Source organism: Chryseobacterium sp. SIMBA_028, assembly GCF_046535285.1.
Taxonomy (GTDB): Bacteria; Bacteroidota; Bacteroidia; order Flavobacteriales; family Weeksellaceae; genus Chryseobacterium.
Window position 1 is genome coordinate 289,357 of sequence record NZ_JAWRWZ010000002.1, and the last position, 18,638, is coordinate 307,994.

17 protein-coding genes are annotated in these 18,638 nt (G+C 35.6%); 8 read left to right on the forward strand and 9 right to left on the reverse strand.

Annotated features, from left to right (window positions below):
* Nucleotides 1-87 precede the first annotated feature (87 nt).
* Together lgt and yidD are read right to left on the reverse strand one after the other, a co-directional pair.
* Nucleotides 88-936, reverse strand: coding sequence for a prolipoprotein diacylglyceryl transferase (gene lgt, locus SCA31_RS03525; protein ID WP_410695606.1), 849 nt, complete (start codon nucleotides 934-936; stop codon nucleotides 88-90).
* Between the two features lie 444 nt (nucleotides 937-1,380).
* The gene (yidD, locus tag SCA31_RS03530) at nucleotides 1,381-1,632 is read right to left on the reverse strand and encodes a membrane protein insertion efficiency factor YidD (RefSeq protein ID WP_410695466.1); all 252 of its coding nucleotides are present in this window, start codon (nucleotides 1,630-1,632) and stop codon (nucleotides 1,381-1,383) included.
* A gap of 101 nt (nucleotides 1,633-1,733) precedes the next feature.
* Between yidD and SCA31_RS03535 the strand changes: the two genes are divergently transcribed.
* Nucleotides 1,734-3,011: a replication-associated recombination protein A gene (locus SCA31_RS03535; protein WP_410695467.1), complete on the forward strand. Its 1,278-nt coding sequence runs from the start codon at nucleotides 1,734-1,736 to the stop codon at nucleotides 3,009-3,011.
* A gap of 52 nt (nucleotides 3,012-3,063) precedes the next feature.
* Here the strand turns inward: SCA31_RS03535 and SCA31_RS03540 are convergent, their stop codons facing one another.
* From SCA31_RS03540 to SCA31_RS03560, 5 genes are all read right to left on the reverse strand, one after another.
* The gene (locus tag SCA31_RS03540; RefSeq protein WP_410695468.1) at nucleotides 3,064-3,486 is read right to left on the reverse strand and encodes a hypothetical protein; all 423 of its coding nucleotides are present in this window, start codon (nucleotides 3,484-3,486) and stop codon (nucleotides 3,064-3,066) included.
* A gap of 113 nt (nucleotides 3,487-3,599) precedes the next feature.
* The gene (locus SCA31_RS03545; protein ID WP_410695469.1) at nucleotides 3,600-5,825 is read right to left on the reverse strand and encodes a DUF2339 domain-containing protein; all 2,226 of its coding nucleotides are present in this window, start codon (nucleotides 5,823-5,825) and stop codon (nucleotides 3,600-3,602) included.
* Between the two features lie 110 nt (nucleotides 5,826-5,935).
* Nucleotides 5,936-6,646 carry a hypothetical protein gene (locus tag SCA31_RS03550; RefSeq protein WP_410695470.1) on the reverse strand — a complete coding sequence of 237 codons (711 nt, stop codon included), beginning with the start codon at nucleotides 6,644-6,646 and terminating at the stop codon, nucleotides 5,936-5,938.
* Nucleotides 6,647-7,017: 371 nt separating this feature from the next.
* Nucleotides 7,018-7,866, reverse strand: a complete 849-nt coding sequence (gene pheA, locus SCA31_RS03555; RefSeq protein WP_410695471.1) for a prephenate dehydratase — start codon at nucleotides 7,864-7,866, stop codon at nucleotides 7,018-7,020.
* Between the two features lie 143 nt (nucleotides 7,867-8,009).
* Complete coding sequence (locus tag SCA31_RS03560) at nucleotides 8,010-8,417, reverse strand: acyl-CoA thioesterase (RefSeq protein WP_410695607.1); 408 nt, start codon at nucleotides 8,415-8,417, stop codon at nucleotides 8,010-8,012.
* A 136-nt stretch (nucleotides 8,418-8,553) separates the two neighbouring features.
* Here SCA31_RS03560 and dnaA point away from each other — a divergent pair, with 136 nt between their 5' ends.
* The 4 genes from dnaA (at nucleotide 8,554) to SCA31_RS03580 (ending at nucleotide 13,598) form a co-directional block, all read left to right on the forward strand.
* Complete coding sequence (gene dnaA, locus SCA31_RS03565; RefSeq protein ID WP_076354134.1) at nucleotides 8,554-10,008, forward strand: chromosomal replication initiator protein DnaA; 1,455 nt, start codon at nucleotides 8,554-8,556, stop codon at nucleotides 10,006-10,008.
* A 110-nt stretch (nucleotides 10,009-10,118) separates the two neighbouring features.
* Nucleotides 10,119-10,589, forward strand: coding sequence for a low molecular weight protein-tyrosine-phosphatase (locus SCA31_RS03570; RefSeq protein WP_410695472.1), 471 nt, complete (start codon nucleotides 10,119-10,121; stop codon nucleotides 10,587-10,589).
* 17 nt (nucleotides 10,590-10,606) lie between these two features.
* Entirely contained in the window at nucleotides 10,607-11,305 is a 699-nt protein-coding gene (locus SCA31_RS03575) for an SAM-dependent methyltransferase (RefSeq protein WP_410695473.1), read from the forward strand.
* Nucleotides 11,306-11,798: 493 nt separating this feature from the next.
* The gene (locus SCA31_RS03580; protein WP_410695474.1) at nucleotides 11,799-13,598 is read left to right on the forward strand and encodes a lytic polysaccharide monooxygenase; all 1,800 of its coding nucleotides are present in this window, start codon (nucleotides 11,799-11,801) and stop codon (nucleotides 13,596-13,598) included.
* 139 nt (nucleotides 13,599-13,737) lie between these two features.
* On the opposite strand, the gene SCA31_RS03585 is transcribed toward SCA31_RS03580, so the two are convergent.
* The gene (locus SCA31_RS03585) at nucleotides 13,738-14,631 is read right to left on the reverse strand and encodes a DUF4349 domain-containing protein (protein WP_410695475.1); all 894 of its coding nucleotides are present in this window, start codon (nucleotides 14,629-14,631) and stop codon (nucleotides 13,738-13,740) included.
* A gap of 137 nt (nucleotides 14,632-14,768) precedes the next feature.
* On the opposite strand from SCA31_RS03585, the gene SCA31_RS03590 reads away from it, so the two are divergent.
* Nucleotides 14,769-15,836 carry a DUF2891 domain-containing protein gene (locus SCA31_RS03590; protein ID WP_410695476.1) on the forward strand — a complete coding sequence of 356 codons (1,068 nt, stop codon included), beginning with the start codon at nucleotides 14,769-14,771 and terminating at the stop codon, nucleotides 15,834-15,836.
* Here the strand turns inward: SCA31_RS03590 and SCA31_RS03595 are convergent.
* Entirely contained in the window at nucleotides 15,833-16,306 is a 474-nt protein-coding gene (locus SCA31_RS03595) for a DUF962 domain-containing protein (RefSeq protein ID WP_410695477.1), read from the reverse strand. The two genes, SCA31_RS03590 and SCA31_RS03595, sit on opposite strands and share 4 nt — an antisense overlap.
* Nucleotides 16,307-16,378: 72 nt before the next feature.
* Between SCA31_RS03595 and SCA31_RS03600 the strand changes: the two genes are divergently transcribed.
* Nucleotides 16,379-17,224, forward strand: a complete 846-nt coding sequence (locus tag SCA31_RS03600) for a helix-turn-helix domain-containing protein (protein WP_410695478.1) — start codon at nucleotides 16,379-16,381, stop codon at nucleotides 17,222-17,224.
* A gap of 89 nt (nucleotides 17,225-17,313) precedes the next feature.
* A complete protein-coding gene (locus SCA31_RS03605; protein WP_410695479.1) occupies nucleotides 17,314-18,624 on the forward strand; it encodes a TolC family protein in 1,311 nt (436 codons plus the stop codon).
* Nucleotides 18,625-18,638 lie beyond the last annotated feature (14 nt).

Sequence of the window (18,638 nt, forward strand, 5' to 3'; positions counted from 1 at the left end):
CATATTTGGAAAACTTAAAATAAAAAAGGCAAATTTACGGATCTGTAAATTTGCCTTTTCGCTGTTTTGCGATTTTATCTTTCTAATCTATTCCGGCTTTTCGTTTTCTGCCTCTGTGATTTTAAATTTCTTAGAGATAATCATAATGATAACCCCTGCAATCATAAATGGAATGGAAAGAACCTGCCCTGTATTGAGACCTCCAATCTGAATGAATTCATCACCTTGTGGTTCTTTCAGGAATTCAACAAAGAATCTGATGGCCCAAAGGATGATAAAGAACAATCCAAATAACCATCCCTGCTGATATTTTTTATTTGTTTTTCTGTACAATATCCATAGTAAAATGAAAAGAGCAATATAGCCTACAGCTTCAAATAACTGGCTTGGGTAACGAGGAACGGTAAGGCCGTATTCACTGCTCTGTTGAGGGAAAAGTAATGCAAACGGAGAATTTGGATCAGCAGGCTTTCCAACAATCTCGGAATTGAAGAAATTTCCCATTCTTACAAATGCACCTCCCAAGGCAACTACAATACCCAATCTGTCATATACCCAGAAAGGATTTTTCTTAATTACCTTGAATGAATAATAAAGAGTGGTAAGAATAATTGCAATGGTTGCCCCGTGACTTGCCAGCCCTGAGAATCCTGTGAATTTCAACCCATTTTTTGTGCTGATGGGTAGAAATACACTCCAAAAGTCTTCTTTAAATAACTCAGGCTGATAGAAAATAACGTGACCAAGTCTTGCCCCAAGAATCGTTCCTATCAATGTCCAGGTGAAAAGAGGCTCCAGATATTTTTGATTAACATTATCAAATTTAAAGATTCTGGTCATTAAGATATAACCAAATCCAAATGCAAAAACAAACATTAAGCTGTAGAAATGTAGTGTAAAAGACCCAAGCTGGATTCCTTTTGACGGATCCCAGATTTTAAAAGATGTTTCAAGTTCTACTTTATCTGATGCAGCGATGGGTTTTGCAGATTTTACTGCATATTTGAAAGTCGTAATATTGTCCTTAGTGACTGGAGAATCAATTAATTTAAAGTTCTTATCGAAAAATTGATACTTTGAATCCTTGAATCTTGCTAAAGTAGAAGCACTGTAATTATAGTACGCAGGCTCAAAATTAGAATCATTAAGGATAACCAGAACATTATTGTTGATGACCCTGCCAGGAAAAGCATTAAGGTCTCCTAGTTCTGTGGTAGAATAGATTTTTACGGGAACATTGCTTCCGTTGATGTCTAAAGCTCCGTCAGATAAACCTCCAGGGTATTCCTGTGCAAAAAAACATTGGGTAATCAATGCAAATATTACTAGGTAAATTCTGAAAAAAATATTACTCATTTTTCTGTTGATTTAATAGTTTGTTTATTGATCTTTATGCTTGGGTGGAACAGGATCGTAACCGCTTCCTCCCCAAGGATGGCACCTTAAAATTCTTTTGAATCCCAGCCAGAACCCTTTAAATACACCATGAACCTGTAGCGACTCTATCATATAATGAGAGCATGTAGGTTCGTAACGGCAATTTTTAGGAAGTAGGGGCGAGATGAACCACTGGTAAAATTTTATCAAAATTACCAACGGAAATGTAATGATTTTATTGAATGTAAGTTTCAAAACAATGCAAAAATAGGGTAAAAAAATGAAAATTAGTTTAATTTTGTTATAAGTTTCAGAGCATAGAAATCTGAAATATTGATCTTAAAAATAAGAATACCTTGAATCAAAATATTCCATTAGCCGAAATATTAAGACCCAAAACTCTGGAGGAGATGTTGGGGCAGGAGCATCTAACCGGCGAAAAAGGGACGATCAGGAAAATGATCGAGAACAATTCTCTAAACTCTCTGATTTTTTGGGGACCTCCGGGAACAGGAAAAACCACTTTGGCAGAAATTATTTCTGAGCAATCGGGCAGGAAGTTTTATAAACTTTCGGCAGTTTCTTCAGGAGTGAAGGATGTGCGGGATGTGATTGAAGATGCAAAGAAGCAGAATTTGTTTTCTGGAAAATCTCCAATTTTATTTATTGATGAAATTCACCGATTCAATAAATCTCAGCAGGATTCTTTATTACATGCTGTAGAAAAGGGATGGATCGTTTTAATAGGAGCGACCACGGAAAACCCTAGTTTTGAAGTAGTTTCAGCCCTGCTTTCCAGAAGTCAGGTGTATGTTCTAAAAGCATTGAGCTATGAAAAACTTGAGGAACTTATTGATATTTCCTCTGAAAGATATAATAAAGAAGAGGGAACAGATTTCAAAATTCTTGAGAAAGAGGCCTTTATTCAATATTCCGGTGGTGATGCCAGAAAACTAATTAATTCGGTAGAACTGGTTTTAAATCAATATAAAAATTCAGATACCACGGAAATCATCAATTCGGATGTTTTGGAAGTTCTTCAGGAAACAATGGCTCTCTATGACAAAAATGGAGAACAGCATTATGATATTATTTCAGCCTTTATCAAATCCATGCGTGGGAGTGATCCCAACGGAGCGGTGTATTGGCTGGCAAGAATGATTGCGGGAGGAGAGGATATTAAGTTTATCGCAAGAAGAATGCTTATTCTGGCGGCAGAAGATATTGGACTGGCAAATCCTAATGCATTGGTGATTGCTAATAGTTGCTTTCAGGCGGTAAATGTGATCGGGAACCCTGAGGCAAGGATCATATTAAGTGAAACGGCGGTTTATCTGGCGGTGTCTCCAAAGAGTAATTCGGCGTATATGGCTATCAATGAGGCTTTGGCATTGGTAAAGCAGACAGGGAATCTTCCTGTGCCGCTTCATTTGAGAAATGCTCCTACAAAGCTGATGAAAGATCTTGATTATGGGAAAGAATATAAATATGCCCATTCCTATGAGGGGAATTTTGTAGATCAGGATTTTCTGCCTCAAGAGATCAGAAATGTGAAATTGTATGAACCCGGAAATAACTCAACGGAAAAGAAAATCTACGAAGAGCTGAAGAAGAAGTGGAATAATAAATATTAAAATAAAAAAAGGATACTATACTATAGTATCCTTTTTTTATATCGTGTAGAAATTACTTCGTGGTGTAAATGTAGTATGTTGTTTTTCCGTTGTAATCTTTTTTCTCTGATTTTGCTACAATCTCAGGGAATATTTTAGTTGCTGAATCTGTAAACTCATATCCGTCAATAAAAACAAGGTTATCCTCAGGAATACCATGCTGCTTGTTGATTTGAGCCAGTGTCATTATATCTAATACGTTATGTCCGTTTTTGAATTTGTATTCAGTAACCCCATTAGTGAAAACAGAGCTGTATTTTTTCAAGGCTGCAGGAAGGCTTGCTGCACTGTTGTACACCTTTGAAACTTGCATTAAAGATTTTTTTGCATTGAACAGATCTACTGTTCCAATAGTATTATCAGCAACGGCAAGTTTTTTCTGTGCAAATAAGGTTGCAGATGACAGTATTAAAAAAGAATAGAGTAATTTTTTCATAATCGGAATATATAACTGTTAAAAACGTGATAAATATAGTTATTTTTTATAAAATGTGAATCAGATCTTGAGATGTTTTAGGTTTTATTTACAAATAAGAGCTTTTGTGTTAATTATAGGTCTGTATTTCCTTCGTTTTTATCTTTTTTATCAACCAGGTTTTTGATGACATTTTTAAGGCGTTGGAACATAAATGAACTTAATAACAATAGTATTCCCAATGCAATAAATGCACTGATTCTTGAAATGTTATCCATTTGCCATACATCATAGCCATAAAGTTTTAGAACCATAATTCCTACAAGCACAAATCCTATCTTGCTGTACTCCTGAATGTCTTTTTTAAGTCCGATATAAATAAATAGACTGGCAAGAATAGTCCAAATGATCGGTAAATAAAGAATGTTGAAATGTCTCTTTGCTATATAAGAGCTCATGACATCTTGAGAAACAGCTAAAACATAGGAATGATGAAGCTCACAGCTTACCGAAGTAATAAGTACTAATGAAATGATCCAGAAAGAAATTTTGGATTTGTGAAACCCTGTGTTCGGAATGATTTTAAAAAGCACATAGATGAGGGGGATCCATTGAAGTAGGTGTAATAAATAAAAACTAGACTTAAGTTCCTTTGAGAGGATATCCTCAACTACTTCTGATGTAGAAGCGGAAATGTTGATTGTCATCAAAAAGCAAAGAATAATAACCAGGCTCGTTTGGATATCATTGCTGATTTTCAGTTGTTTTCTTAATACCAATAATACAAAAATATAATAGATGGTGAATAATAGCCCTACATTGCTAATAGGTCCCCATGGCATATCATACATGTGGTAGGTGATCTCAAGAAGCAAGGCAGTATAGATTGTCCCATGACTTATTATAGCAGTAAGGTCTTCAAAAAAGTTATTCTTTTCTGTTTTATTCTCTGTATTCCTTAATAAATATAAATTAATTATTATTGCAATGATTGTCACCAGGCTGGTTAAAAATACAGGATTAAATATTATTTTGAGGTTTTCTGCATTGAAATATTCGCTCCAGGTAACGATTTGGGCAAAGATCACCAATGGAAAAAGGAGATGAAAGCAGGCTTTGAAGATTTTGTGATCTGTTTTTTTCCAAATAAAAAGAAGCAGGGTGCTTTCTATGGCCCATATACTTGTGATGACGTGGGCTTTAAACTGCAGGGCAATGGCTATGGTAACCAAACTAACTGCTATTCCTGCAAAAACAGAAAAGGGAGTTCCTGTACTTTTTCTTGCAAGTTCCCTAAAGAAAAGGATAGCATTCACTATTGCGAAAACAATAGGGAAAATAATAACAGGTTCGTATTGTAATTGATCAAAGATATAATAGAGACCTATGACGCTTGAACAATTAATCAAGACAAGCATTAAAATATCAAGGGTGGAAAGCTCCTTTTTTCTGAAATAGTCAAGCAAAGCAAATACGTAGAAAATAATATAACTGATCATGTAAAAAGTAACACTCAACAGCTGCGGTTTTTCTTCAGTCCAATAAAAAAGATAAATTGTGGTGAAGATATAAGCTGTCCATCCCACGCTTTTCCAATGCTGAAGAAAAGTTATTGAAAGCATTCCTATATTTAAAAGCGTAAGATAAATGAATAGGAAAGGGTAGTTACTTTGTCCTGTGCTGATCATCAATGGTGCTGTAAAACCACCAATCAATGAAATAATAATCAGTACCTCGCTTTTATAGTAATAAGATAAAATAATGGAAATAGCTGTAATCACCGAAGTGATCATGAAAGCTGTATTTTGGGAGAATAAATGATACTCCCTAAAAGCTATAGTGGCGGTAAAATATAAAATGGCAATTCCGCCTCCCGTTATAATGGATGCAAATGTTTTATAATTTTTTCGGAGAAAATGTCCGATGAGTATTATTCCGGCTGCTGTACAGAAACCTATTCCGGCTCTTGCTGTTTCTCCTATCCAGTTTTTATCAATAGCATATTTTACAAAGTAGCCTATTCCTAATACAAGTGTGAAAATACCAATAATGGTAAGAATATTCTGCTTTAAGAATTCAAATACCGGACTTAGCCAATCCTTTTGTTCGGTGGGAGGTAAATTCTTATTCTCATGAGGTTTTATGTCCTCCCTAGGAGATTCCTGTGGATGTATTTGTTGAGCAATGATGATTTCTTCAGTCGGAGTTACTTCTGGAGTTATTTCAGATTGTAATGTTGTTTTATTGACCCTGGAATTGAGATCTGATATTTCTTTTTCAAGTTTTCGGATCTTCGTGTTCAGGGTATTGAAGACAATGGCAATAACTACAATTAGTATAACAGCAAAGTATTCATTCATTATATAGTTTTTATCAAATATAAAGAAATTTGAATTGAGGTGTCAAAAAATTAGCCCATTACAGTTGTTGTAATGGGCTAACGGTATAGATAACTAACAATATGTTTATATTAATTTGATACTTTATAGATGTAGAATGAAGCAATACTCGATCCTAATAATCCGGCATTAATAACCCCGGAATCTGTAAGGCCGAAAGAAACTTTATCATTTGCCTGGAATGAATATAAGGAGTTAATGCTTGAATCAGAAAGGGTAAGATTGATTGCTAAGGCAAGATTGATACCGCTAAAAGGACGAGTGTCTATTAGGGTAGATACTCCTGCTCTTGTTCTTAATACTCCGATCCCTGGAGCTCCGGATAGTAAAGATGCCTGTAATCCTGATCCATATCTGAATGCAAAGCCAACAGCATATACTCCTGCAGAGGGTATATTGTAAGAACCATCAGCATTTGTAAATAAGGCAGCACTACCTATATTTCGGTCTGTTACTAAAAAGTTGACAGGCTGGAAAGATGATGGGAGAATTCCAAGACTTAAAAGAGTGATTCCTGTGGTTTTCTTAGCCGCATAAATACTTGGGTTAACATTAGAAGCAGCAATCAATAATTGCGGATCCATTGAATAAACTTCTTGAGAACCTGTGTCCTGAGCTAAAATATTGTATCCAGTTACTGTAGCTGCCGCAGGGGTGTTCCGAACTCTCATTGTTCCGTTGACATCTAAGGTTTGTGTAGGGTTGTCAGTGTTGATACCAACTTGTGAAAAGAGGGGCAAGGTGGCACAAGCTAATACTAAGCTGTAAATTTTAGTTTTCATGATCAAGATTTTTATTTAGTTGCTAACAAATATACAATAAAAATTATACTCAACATTGTGAATTTTTTATTTTTTATTCAATTATGATATGATATTTTTAAACGTATGTTTATTTTTCATTAAATATTAACGCATAATGCATTTACGGGTTATTGATGACTTATTCGTAATAAATAGATGGATCTGAGGGGGTTAAAAAAGATAAATCTCCCTTTTGTGTGGGTTATTCTATAGGGTATAAGCTTTTGTTGATGAGGTGTTTATTGTTATGTTTTTTATTGTTTTTTTGTTTTTTTTGATCAAAATAACCCATAAAAAAACACTGTCATTTAAAATAACAGTGTTTTTCTAAGCAGATTTGCTGATCTATTTTAGCTTTCCAGAAGGAATTCTTTATAATTTCCAAGGAAATCAATGTCCGCATTGATGGATTCAAGTTCTTTAAGAGCGTTTCCGTGAAGAACATCATTCCAAGAACCTTCCACATTGATAAAGAAGAAGTAGTTTCCTAATCCAGTTTTTAAAGTTCTTGATTCAATTTTACTGAGGTTCATTTTTCTCCAAGCAAAAACTGATAAAACCTGATGCAGCCCTCCAGGATGGTCCTCGGGAAGGGTAATAAGCATACCGGATTTCTCCCCAAGAGTCTGTAGGGTTTCATTTTCATACTTATCCTGTAGCTTTGATATGATGATAAACCGGGTATGGTTCTGCTCAAAATCCTGTATATTACGGTTAATGATTTTCAATCCATATAAATTGGCTGCGTACTGATTGGCTACAGCCGCAATTTTAATGTCCTTGTTTTCAGAAACGTATTTAGCTGCTGCTGCTGTAGAAGAGAAATCCTGTTTTGGAATACCCTTATAATGAGTGTCTAGGAAATGAAAGCTTTGTGCCAATGCCTGGGGATGCGAGTAAATGCTCTCTATATCCTCAATAGAATTGTCCGGATGAATCATAAGGTGATGGGCAATAGGCATCACTGCTTCTGCTTCAATTTTAATAGACGGTGTCTTATACAAATAATCCAGCGTCATGGAAACAGTTCCTTCTATGGAATTTTCTAAGGGTACAACTGCCTTTGCTACATCTCCGTTTTCCACTGCACTGAAACAATCCAGAATACTGGCTTGTGGTAATAACTCATCATTAGGAAAGAGCTGCGCAGTAGCAAGCTGGGTAAAGCTGGCATGAGGCCCCAAAAATGCAATCTTCATAAATATTGATATAAGGTATGATTAAAAAAATAAAGGTACAAAGGTGCGAATTAAATCACAAATAGGATAACGTTTAAGGTTCAATGTTTATGGCTGTGCCTATTATTAGGAATTGTATTTTCTTCTATAACCTATAACCTGACTTACTTCCAATTGGATTCAATAAGTTCCATCAGAAAATCCGGACACTTAATTACCTTGTTTGTTTTTGCATCCAGAAAGAAGAGAGTAGTGGAAGCCTCTGTAATTTTAATATGCTCTTCATTGTAAATTTCATATTCAAAATCAATTCTTACCCCCGGAATTTTTTTTACATACGTATGAATTTCTAATTTTTGATCATACAAAGCTGGTCGAATATACTTAATTTTATACTCTGAAACAGGTAACCAAATTCCTTGGTTTTCAATTTCATCGTATGAAATTCCTATGCTTCGGAAGAGCTCAACCCGGCCCACTTCAAAGTATTCTGCATAGTTACCGTAGTATACATATTTCATAGGATCTGTCTCTGCGTAACGTACTCGTATTGAGTGTGTTGTGTGTATCATTTTAGGCGTTAAATTATACATACAAATATATTTTTAAATAATCAATACCTGCAATATTTTTTTTTGAAAAGAAAATATTGGACCTTTGTCTTCCTTCTAAAAAACAGTACAAACAAAGAATAATCAGGGCATAATAATGGATGACAATTTAATGATGATATGGCAGAAGTGCCTTCAGTTTATGCGCGATAACTTGAACGCAGCTGAAGATAATTCTGACCTGAAGAAACTTGAAAAATCTTTCGATATGTTATTTGATAAGGTACAGCCACTTTCATTAGTTGCTAATAACCTTACACTTATCGTACCGAGTGATTTTTACAAGGAATACATTGAGGATAATTACTTATCCCTGCTTTCTGCTGCCCTGAAGAAAAATGTTGGAAAAGGAGTTAAACTATGGTATTCCGTAATGGAGAATAGACCCAAAGGAGAGGAAAAACCGGTTACCATGAATATGAAGGGACAAAGTGTTCCTACTCCAAAAACGCAAGAAACAATGCCACAAGGATTTTCAGCTAATATTGTAAACCCTTTCGTGGTCCCTGGAATAAGAAAAGTAAATATTGACTCTAATCTGAAGCCGGATTATTCATTTGATAGCTATGTAGAAGGAGAAAGCAATAAATTTGCAGCTACTGTGGCCAGATCCATTGCCAAAAGACCGGGAGCTACAGCATTTAATCCACTATTTTTATACGGTGGTTATGGAGTTGGAAAAACTCACTTAGGTCAGGCAGTTGGTCTTGAAGTAAAGAACCAGTTTCCGGATAAGGTAGTACTTTACCTATCTTCAGAAAAATTCATCCAGCAGTTTATTTCAGCTGCAAAAGCTCATAAGCAGACAGAATTTGCAAACTTCTATCAAATGGTAGATGTACTGATTATAGATGATATTCAGTTCTTATCAGGAAAATCTGCAACTCAGGATAGCTTCTTCCATATCTTCGATCACCTGCATCAAAATGGAAAGCAAATCATCCTTACTTCAGATAAAGCTCCGGCAGATATTATGGATATTCAGGATAGAATTGTTTCCCGTTTCAAATGGGGGCTTTCTGCAGAAATAAAATCTCCGGATTTATCTACAAGAAGACAGATTATTGAAGACAAATTAAGCAGAGACGGAATTGTTCTTCCAGGAGATATGCTTGACTTCCTTGCTGCAGAAGCAAAAACTAACGTAAGAGAGCTAATCGGGGTTATCAACTCAGTAATTGCATATTCTACCGTATATAAGAGAGACTTAAGCCTTGAGCTATTAAAGGAAACCATCAACAGAATTGCTGCCAACCAAAAGAAAGTAATCAATATTCCTTACATTCAGGAAGTGGTATGCGACTATTTTGGAATCAAAAAAGAACAGCTTCTTTCCAAAACAAGAAAAAGAGAGATCGCATTACCAAGACAGCTGGCGATGTACTTCTCAAAAGCATTTACTAATTCTACATTTACTAAGATTGGTGAAGAAATGGGAGGTAAGGATCACTCAACAGTAATGTATGCTTGTGATACCATCAAGGATGTTTCAAAAATTGATAAAGAAATTAAGAAATACGTTAAGGATCTTACTGAAAGAATCAAACAGTAATCACTCTTAAGCCAAAATAATTTAAAATGGAGAATCGTTGTATTCTTCATTTTTTATTTAGTTTTGTCACATAAAATAAAATATCTTTTAACCCTTTCAATTATAGAATTATGAAAATTTTGATGGTCTGTCTGGGGAACATATGCAGAAGCCCTTTAGCAGAGGGGATTATGAAATCAAAACTCCCGCAGAATTTTTTGGTAGACTCTGCCGGAACGATTTCTATGCATGAGGGTGAACATCCTGATAAAAGAGCCGTGAAAACCGCAGCTCATCATAATATTGATATATCCAAGCAGAAGTCAAGACCTATTACAAAAACAGATTTTGAGATTTTTGATCAAATCTACTGCATGGATGCCAGTGTATACAAAGATGTTATTTCCAAGGCTAGAAATGAAGAAGAACGACAAAAAGTATCGTTGTTTTTAGAGGCCGCCGGAGAATATGAAAATACTGAAGTTCCAGATCCGTATTGGGGTGGAATGGAAGACTTCGAAAAAGTCTTTCAGTTATTGGATGCCGGTTGTAACAAAATAGCGGCCCATCTGACCAATCAAACTCATCATTTAAACTCATAATTTTTAATAGAAATCATATGCTTTTTTTACTTCCAGCTTACCTGTCTGAAAATACTTCTATCACCCATTTTTCACCTGTTATAAAGGATTACATCATGCAAACTGATTACTTCTTTGTAGAAAATGAAAAAACAGCCAGAAAAGTCGTTAAATTCTTTGCTCCGGAAAAGAAACAGGCAGATCTGAAGCTATTCCTATTGGATAAGTATACAGAGAATGCAGATATTAAGGAAGCTCAGGAGTTGATGATGAAAGGGCAGGACTTTGGCTTGCTATCTGAGGCGGGGCTGCCGTGTATTGCAGATCCGGGGAATTTGATTGTAAAATGGTGTCATGAAAAGAACATCAGAGTGATTCCTATTTCAGGACCATCATCCATTATTTTAGCATTGATTTCCAGTGGTTTTAACGGGCAGGAGTTTACATTTCACGGGTATCTTCCCATTGATAAAGGTGAGAAAAAGAAACAAATCCAACATCTGGAAGGCATGGTTCAGAAAACCGGTTATTCACAGATTTTTATGGAAACTCCTTACCGAAATAATGCCCTTTTTGAAGACCTTACAAAGTTTTTATCACCTAATACAAAGCTTTGTATTGCTGCCAATATTAATGATCCGGAACATGAGTTTATCAGTACCAAAACAATAAAAGACTGGCAAAAACAAAAGCCGGAGTTGCATAAAGTTCCAGCTGTATTTGTACTTGGGAAATAAGTTTTACTCCATTAGTTTATAAACTTTGGAGATAAAAGTCTTTAAGATATAGAGGCTGAGAGAATGATCAATTCTCCCAGCTTTTTTTTTGCCTTTAAAAAAGAAATTTCTTTAATTCCTTAAAAATCACAGAACTAATAGTGCCTTATGTTTTCATTTTCTATCTTCATTCTGTTTAGCATTGATTCGTGTTGATTTTATTTCAATAATATGTGATTAATTTATTTAATTTTTATATATTTATGTTTTTATATTATAGTAAATATATGCTAATGATAATATATTATGGATTATTATTGTTTGTTTTAAATTTAAATATTAACACATATGTGTTGTTTAATTGAAGTTTTATTGAATATTTTATAAATTGTTTTTTTTATGTATTTCAGCTAATATCCTTTGTGTTTCTTTAATTATTTAGAATACAATAGTTTAAAAATTCAGTTGTATGTACAATTGATCTGATAAAATCGACACCAAAAATTTAAATATGATGACACGCAAAATTTTTTTTCCGGTATTGCTGATCTTGGCCCTACTGGTACCTTCCTTAATTCATTTGTCTGCACACGGATATGTAATGAGTCCGGCCTCACGAGGATATCAGGGAAGTCTGGATAAGGCTACACTCGGTTATTCTACAGCATTTAGCATCTATGGATCCATTATTAATGAACCCGGATCTCTGGAAGCTCCAAAAGGCTTCCCTGCTTTGGGTCCGGCAGATGGGAAAATTGCCTCTGCTAATGGAAGTATAGGTGGAGATACTACGCTGGATATCCAAAATGCTAATCGATGGAAGAAAACCAATATCACAACGGGTGTGAATGCCTTTATCTGGAAATATCTGGCTTATCATGCAACTGCTAAATGGCATTATTACATGACAAAGCAAGGCTGGGACCCCAATAAACCTCTTTCCCGCCAGGATCTTGAACTTATTGGTACAATCACGCATAATGGTACTCCACCGCAGGATAATGTTTCTCATCAGATTACTGTTCCTGCTAACCGTACAGGTTATCATATAATTTTAGCAGTTTGGGATGTAGCAGATACCACCAATGCATTTTATAATGTAATTGATGTTAATGTAACGTCTGGAACAGGGGTTTCTGCACCTGCCACTCCTACAGGATTATCACAGGTTGGAGTAACCAGTTCTTCTGCTAAAATAAGCTGGAATCCGCAGTCAGATGCTGTATCTTACAATGTTTTCCGCAATGGACAAAATATTCAGCAGGTAAGCGGAGCGTCATTTGAAGATACTGGTTTAACTGCTAATACGGTTTATACATATGAGGTACAGGCTAAAGGTTCTTCGGGGCTTACTTCAGGAAAAAGTACGCCACTCAATGTGAAAACAAATACTGAAGGGACACTTGAAAAACCTACGGCACCATCCAACCTCCATTCAATGGCGGTTACTGAAAACTCAGTTTCACTCATGTGGATGGCTTCTACCCACTCCCAGGGAATTAAAAATTACCAGATTTTTGAAAATGGAATCAAGGTAGGAGAAACGGTACAAACAAGCTTTTTACGAACAAGTTTGGCGCAGGACACAGAATATCTTTATACAGTTAAATCTGTTGCCATGAACAATCAGCTCTCTGATATGAGTAATGAATTAAAAGTCAGAACGAAGAAAGTTACATCAGGGAATGGTCAATCCTATTGCGGAGCAGAGCAGTATAATGCTGTCAATGCATATCCTACAGCTGGAGTAAAAGTTTTTTATTCTTGTAAAATATGGAAAAATAAATGGTATGCGAATCCGGGAGAAATGCCGGGAACCAATATGGTATGGGAAGAAGTAAGTGCATGCACAGAAGGACCAGGTTGTGAATCAAACGGTCCGGTGATTTATTGTGGAGCACAAGAATATAACCCGGCAAAAACTTATCCAACAGTAGGAACAAAAGTATTCCATGCTTGCAAAATCTGGGAAAACAAATGGTATGCTAATCCGGGAGAAGCACCAGCAAGTAATGCTGTTTGGAAAATTGTAAGCGACTGTAATGAAAGTCAGAGCTGTAAAACATTAGCTCTTGCAAATAAGGAGAATGATCTTTCGGTGATCATATCCGGGCATATGATCAATTTTGTACCTGAAAGCTACTATGGTAAAATAAGTAGAGTAGATGTTATTACTCCTCACGGACTTCAGTTAATGACTTTTATGAATCCAGGAAAGAACAATATGGATATCCACCGTCTTCAGTCTGGAATCTATTTTGTGAAAATCCTTTATAAAGATGGCAGTAGTATCACCAAAACCATTAGAAAATAATAAAAGAATATAGAAAATAAAAGCCACCTTGTCATAAAGGTGGCTTTTTATTGTTTTAGCTATTTTTAAATTCTCTTTTTTTGAAAAATATTTAATAGCTGCTAACAGGATTATTGCATTGTTATTGATTTTTAATAGATCAATTTTTATCTTTTTTCTTTGATCTCCATTTTCTCCAAAGAACGATAATGATTGGAATAAGCAAAAAGAAAGGCCATAATGAAACCATTCCCAGTAGAAAACCTACAAAACTATTCCAACCCTCAGTTAAAGAATCCACAAAACGGCTTCCAAAACCAATCTTTGAAGTAGCGGAACTTCTCACTTTTTCTTTATACAGATTCAAATTTAGAGTGCTGTAATTCACTCGGTCATCAATAAATCGGAGTCTGCCCTCAGAGACATCAATTTCATCCTCTAGTTCCCTGATATTTTCCTGAATCTCAAGCATATCTTTTGTAGTAGCTGCATTTCTAAGCATATCCCGATACTTCTCAAGATAAATTTTCTTGTTGGCTAATTTGATGGAAACATCCGTATATTCCTCCGTAACATCATCAGAAGAGATGTTTTTTGATAAGATAGAACCCAAGCCATCGGAAAAGGAACTAACAAGCGCATCAAAGTTTTTGTGGGGAACCCGAATAGTAAGATCCAGATTTTCATCCGCATCTGTATTTTTAAATTCTTCATTTTGGATATAGGCTTTATTGTTTTTCAGGATGTTATTAACCTGTATTTGAGCTTTTTTAATATCTCCAACCTGAATTCGCATATCTCCGTTTTTAATAATCTTTCGGGAAATAGTATCTATTTTTTTTGGTGATGTAGATTCTATAACGGACGTTTTTGTTAAAGATGCCGCTTCCATTGGTGGAGGCGGGGGGAGAGGTTCAGAAGAAACGTCCAAAGCCATCATGGGAGCCTCATTCTTAGATTGAGCTATTTCAGTATTTACAGAATGTTTATCTGAAGCGGATTTACTGCAATTGGTCAGAAAAAGGCAGTATAATAATAAAAGGGTGTTTTTCATGAATTATTTTTAAAAATATTATCAAAAAGCATGCTTAAATAAGTTGAAATCTTAAAATCACTTCGGTTTATATAATAATGATGCTTTAATTTCAATAAAAGTTGGAAAGGGCTTACATTATTTTCTATTTTTAATACATGAGAAAAAGTCTTTTAGTATTTGTGTTTTCACCATTTTTGATGTACGCTCAGGAAATTCCGAAGCTTACGGACGAAATTGCTCTAAAATTGGCAGATAAACCACTTCATTGTATCAATCAGGAATATCCCAATAAAACAGCGCATATCATCAATAATGCAGGAGAAGTTCCTTTAACACCTAAAGATCTTCATCCGAGTTTTTATGGTTGCTTTGATTGGCATAGCTCTGTTCATGGACATTGGATGCTGACGAGACTTTTGAAGATAAAGTCCAATTTATCTAATGCAAAGGAGATTGAAAAAATTCTCGATGAGTCATTTCAAAAAGAAAGGCTTCAAATAGAAGCAGATTATTTCACGAAATATCAGCTGACAGGTACATTTGAAAGAACATACGGCTGGGCGTGGATTCTAAAATTGGATGAAGAGCTTACCCATTGGGAACATCCGAAAGCTAAAATCTGGCATCAAAATTTGAAGCCGTTAACAGATCAAATTCTTACATCATGGAAAGCTTATCTTCCAAAACAAACCTATCCAAACAGAATCGGTGTTCACCCAAATACAGCTTTTGCAATGGCTTTTGCCATCGATTGGGCAAGAGCAAATAAAGATAAGGAGTTTGAAAATCAACTGATGGAAAAGGCAAAGTATTTTTTCCTGAAAGATCAGAAAACACCAGCGTATCTGGAGCCTGATGGTTCAGATTTCTTTTCGCCAAGCCTTGAAATTGCTGATCTTATGCGGAGAGTCCTGCCCCAAAAAGAATTTGTATTATGGCTAAATAATTTCTATGAAAAAAGAAGCCTGGAGAATATAGAACAAATACCTGTTGTAAGTGATTTAAGCGATTATCAGACGGTTCACCTTGTAGGATTATCCTTTTCAAAGGCCTGGTGCATGAAAGGAATAGCAAAAGCGCTTCCTGCTAACCATCCATTGAAAAAAGACTTTCAGAAAACAGCAGACGTTTTTTTAGCCAATGGGCTTCCTCTATTATTTCAAGGGAACTATGGCGGGGACCACTGGCTGGCAAGTTTTGCTGTTTATGCTTTGGAAGATTAGTATCTAATCCCTATTTTTTTGAGAATAAACCCCAAAAGCCATATAGGTCCGATTAACAAGAACTGAAGATCTTTAAGAAATGACGGTTTCTTTCCCTCAATTTTATGTCCTATGAACTGGAAGATCCAGGTCATCACAAAAACACTGAGGTAAGCGATCCAGGATTGCTTACCAAGGTGGATATTGGTCAGATAGATGGAATGTTCCATCAGAAGCATTATCACAACCATCACGACAGCAATTAACAGGGAGAGTCTGATATAGAACAGACTGATCAGGATAATGGCAATTAAACTCACAATACTGATACATCCGAAGTAGGATAAACAGAAATGGGGTGATGGGATAAGGGAAATAAAGCCAAGAATAGTACAGAAAATCAGAGGAACGCAAATCCAATGAATGAACTTATTGGTGGGGTTTCTATGGCTTTTACTATATTCTACAAATAATAAATCAACCTTTCTCATAATGAAGGAATTGGATATATGCTAAAATAATAAAATTTTGTAATCGGTGATAAGATTGCTTACATTTGTGATATGTCTGCCTTAGAAAAATTCGGAGTTGAAATTTTTACGCAACGTAATATTTTCGAGAGAATCGCTGTCGATAAGCCTTTCCGTCCTGATAATCCGGCATTTATTTTTATAAAATCCGGAACCATAAAGCTTCGTCAGCACTTCAGTGATCTTGAGGTTTCGGCCAATATGTTTATGGTAACCGATCCGCAGACAATTTATGAAGTGGTGGCAGTGAGTGACGACTTTCAGTCCAGGATGGTTTCCTATAAAAGAGAATTTATCTCAGCTCTATCCTTAAAATTTAACAGATTAATTACTTACCGTTATTTCAGACAGCAGATGAACAGAGGAGTTCCTTTTCCTGAAAGTGAAATGGAAGTAGTCTGGAAAAGTGTTAATTTCCTGAAATATATTCTTGACTCTGAAACTGAAATGCTGTATAAAAAAGAAATGGTAGAACATCTCTTTTCTGTTTTCTGCTATCAAATGGCAGGAATCATTTCTAAGGAAGACAATAATTCTATGAATCAGATGTCTAGGCAGGAAGAGATTGTTTTTGTATTTCTTACTGACCTTTCCGAATATCACCTTACAGAAAGAACCGTGGAGTTCTATGCCGAACGGCAATCGATTACAACCAGACATCTTTCTTCAGTGGTGAAAGAAGTGACAGGAAAAACAGCGAGCCATATTATTGCTTTAATTGTAATTAATGAAGCAAAAGTGCTTTTAAACTCTTCCAGTAAGCCGGTTTCGGAGATTTCTTCAATCCTTGGTTTTAGTGATCAGTATGCATTTTCTCACTTTTTTAAAAAACACCTTGAAGTAAGTCCCAGACAATATAGACATCAGTTCGAAAGTTAAAATCCTACATTTGAACATCTTTTTCCAATAATCAAACATTTGATTGATTTTGTTGTTCTCCTAACTTTGCATCTGTAAAACAAGGTAAAATGACAAAGAAAATAAAAACAGCACTATCAGTTCTGATAGCGGCTTTTCCTGCGCTGTTTTTTTCACAACAGATTAAACAGATGACCGCAGGTGAGGTGGCCGAATTGGCTATACAAAATCATCAGCAGTTGAAAGTTTCGGCTCAAAATATTGATATTGCAAAGCAGAATACCAATGTTGTAAAGCTTCAGAAACTGCCTACGATCACCGCTTCTACAAGCCAATTCTATTTAGGAGATGCAGTAGCCATTGATAAAGACTTTTCAAATTCTACAAAGGTTCCGATGCCTCATTATGGAAGTTCTTATGCCGTACAGGCAACACAGCTGATCTTTAAGGGAGGATTGGTAAACAAATCTATTGAAATGGCGGGACTTCGTGAACAGCTTTCTGAGTTGGATCTGGAGAAAAATAAACAGGATGTGAAATTTTTAGTGATTTCAAATTATTTGGATGTATATAAGATTATCAATCAGGAAGTGGTTTTTCAGAATAATAAAAAGCTAGCTCAGGAACGTCTTAAAAATATCCAGAAGTTCTATCAGCAGGGAATGGTAACCAGAAACGAAGTCATTCGTGGTGAGCTGGCCCTTAAAAACCTGGATCAGGGTATTCTGACTCTTTCAAACAATAAAAAAATCCTTAATTATAATTTAAATGTTGCCTTAGGTTTATCTTCTGATACAGAAATTGTTCCTACTGAAAATTTAAATAATAAAGAAGCCGGAATCGGAATGGACTATTATGTGAGTCTTGCTCATGATAGTAATCCAATGCTGAAGTCTGCACAAAAGAACATAGATGTTGCTGATAAGAACATTGAAATTATAAGAACCGACAATATGCCTACTGTAGCGGGATTCGGGGGATATACCTTACAAAGACCAATTACTACGAGAAATCCTGTCTTGGATATGTATTCAGGAGGATGGCAGACAGGTGTTTCTCTTAGTTACAATATAGATAACCTGTATAAAACAAAGGAAAAAGTAAAACTGGGTGAGCTGCAAAAGAATCAGGCCAGTAATGCTATGACTCTGGTACAGCAGAATATAGATATGGGAGTGAATGCAGCCTACACAAAATATCAGGAAGCGATGCAGCAGGCGGATATTCTGAACGATTCTAAAAGACTGGCAGAGGAAAACTACAAGATCACCGAAGCCAAATATCTGAATCAACTGGCTGTACAGGCGGAAATGATTGATGCCCAGAACCAGAAACTGCAATCAGAGCTGGATTATGCCAATGCAGAGATCAATGTTTTGTATCAATACTATAACCTTTTGAAATCTACAGGAACTCTTTAATTTTTAAAACTGAA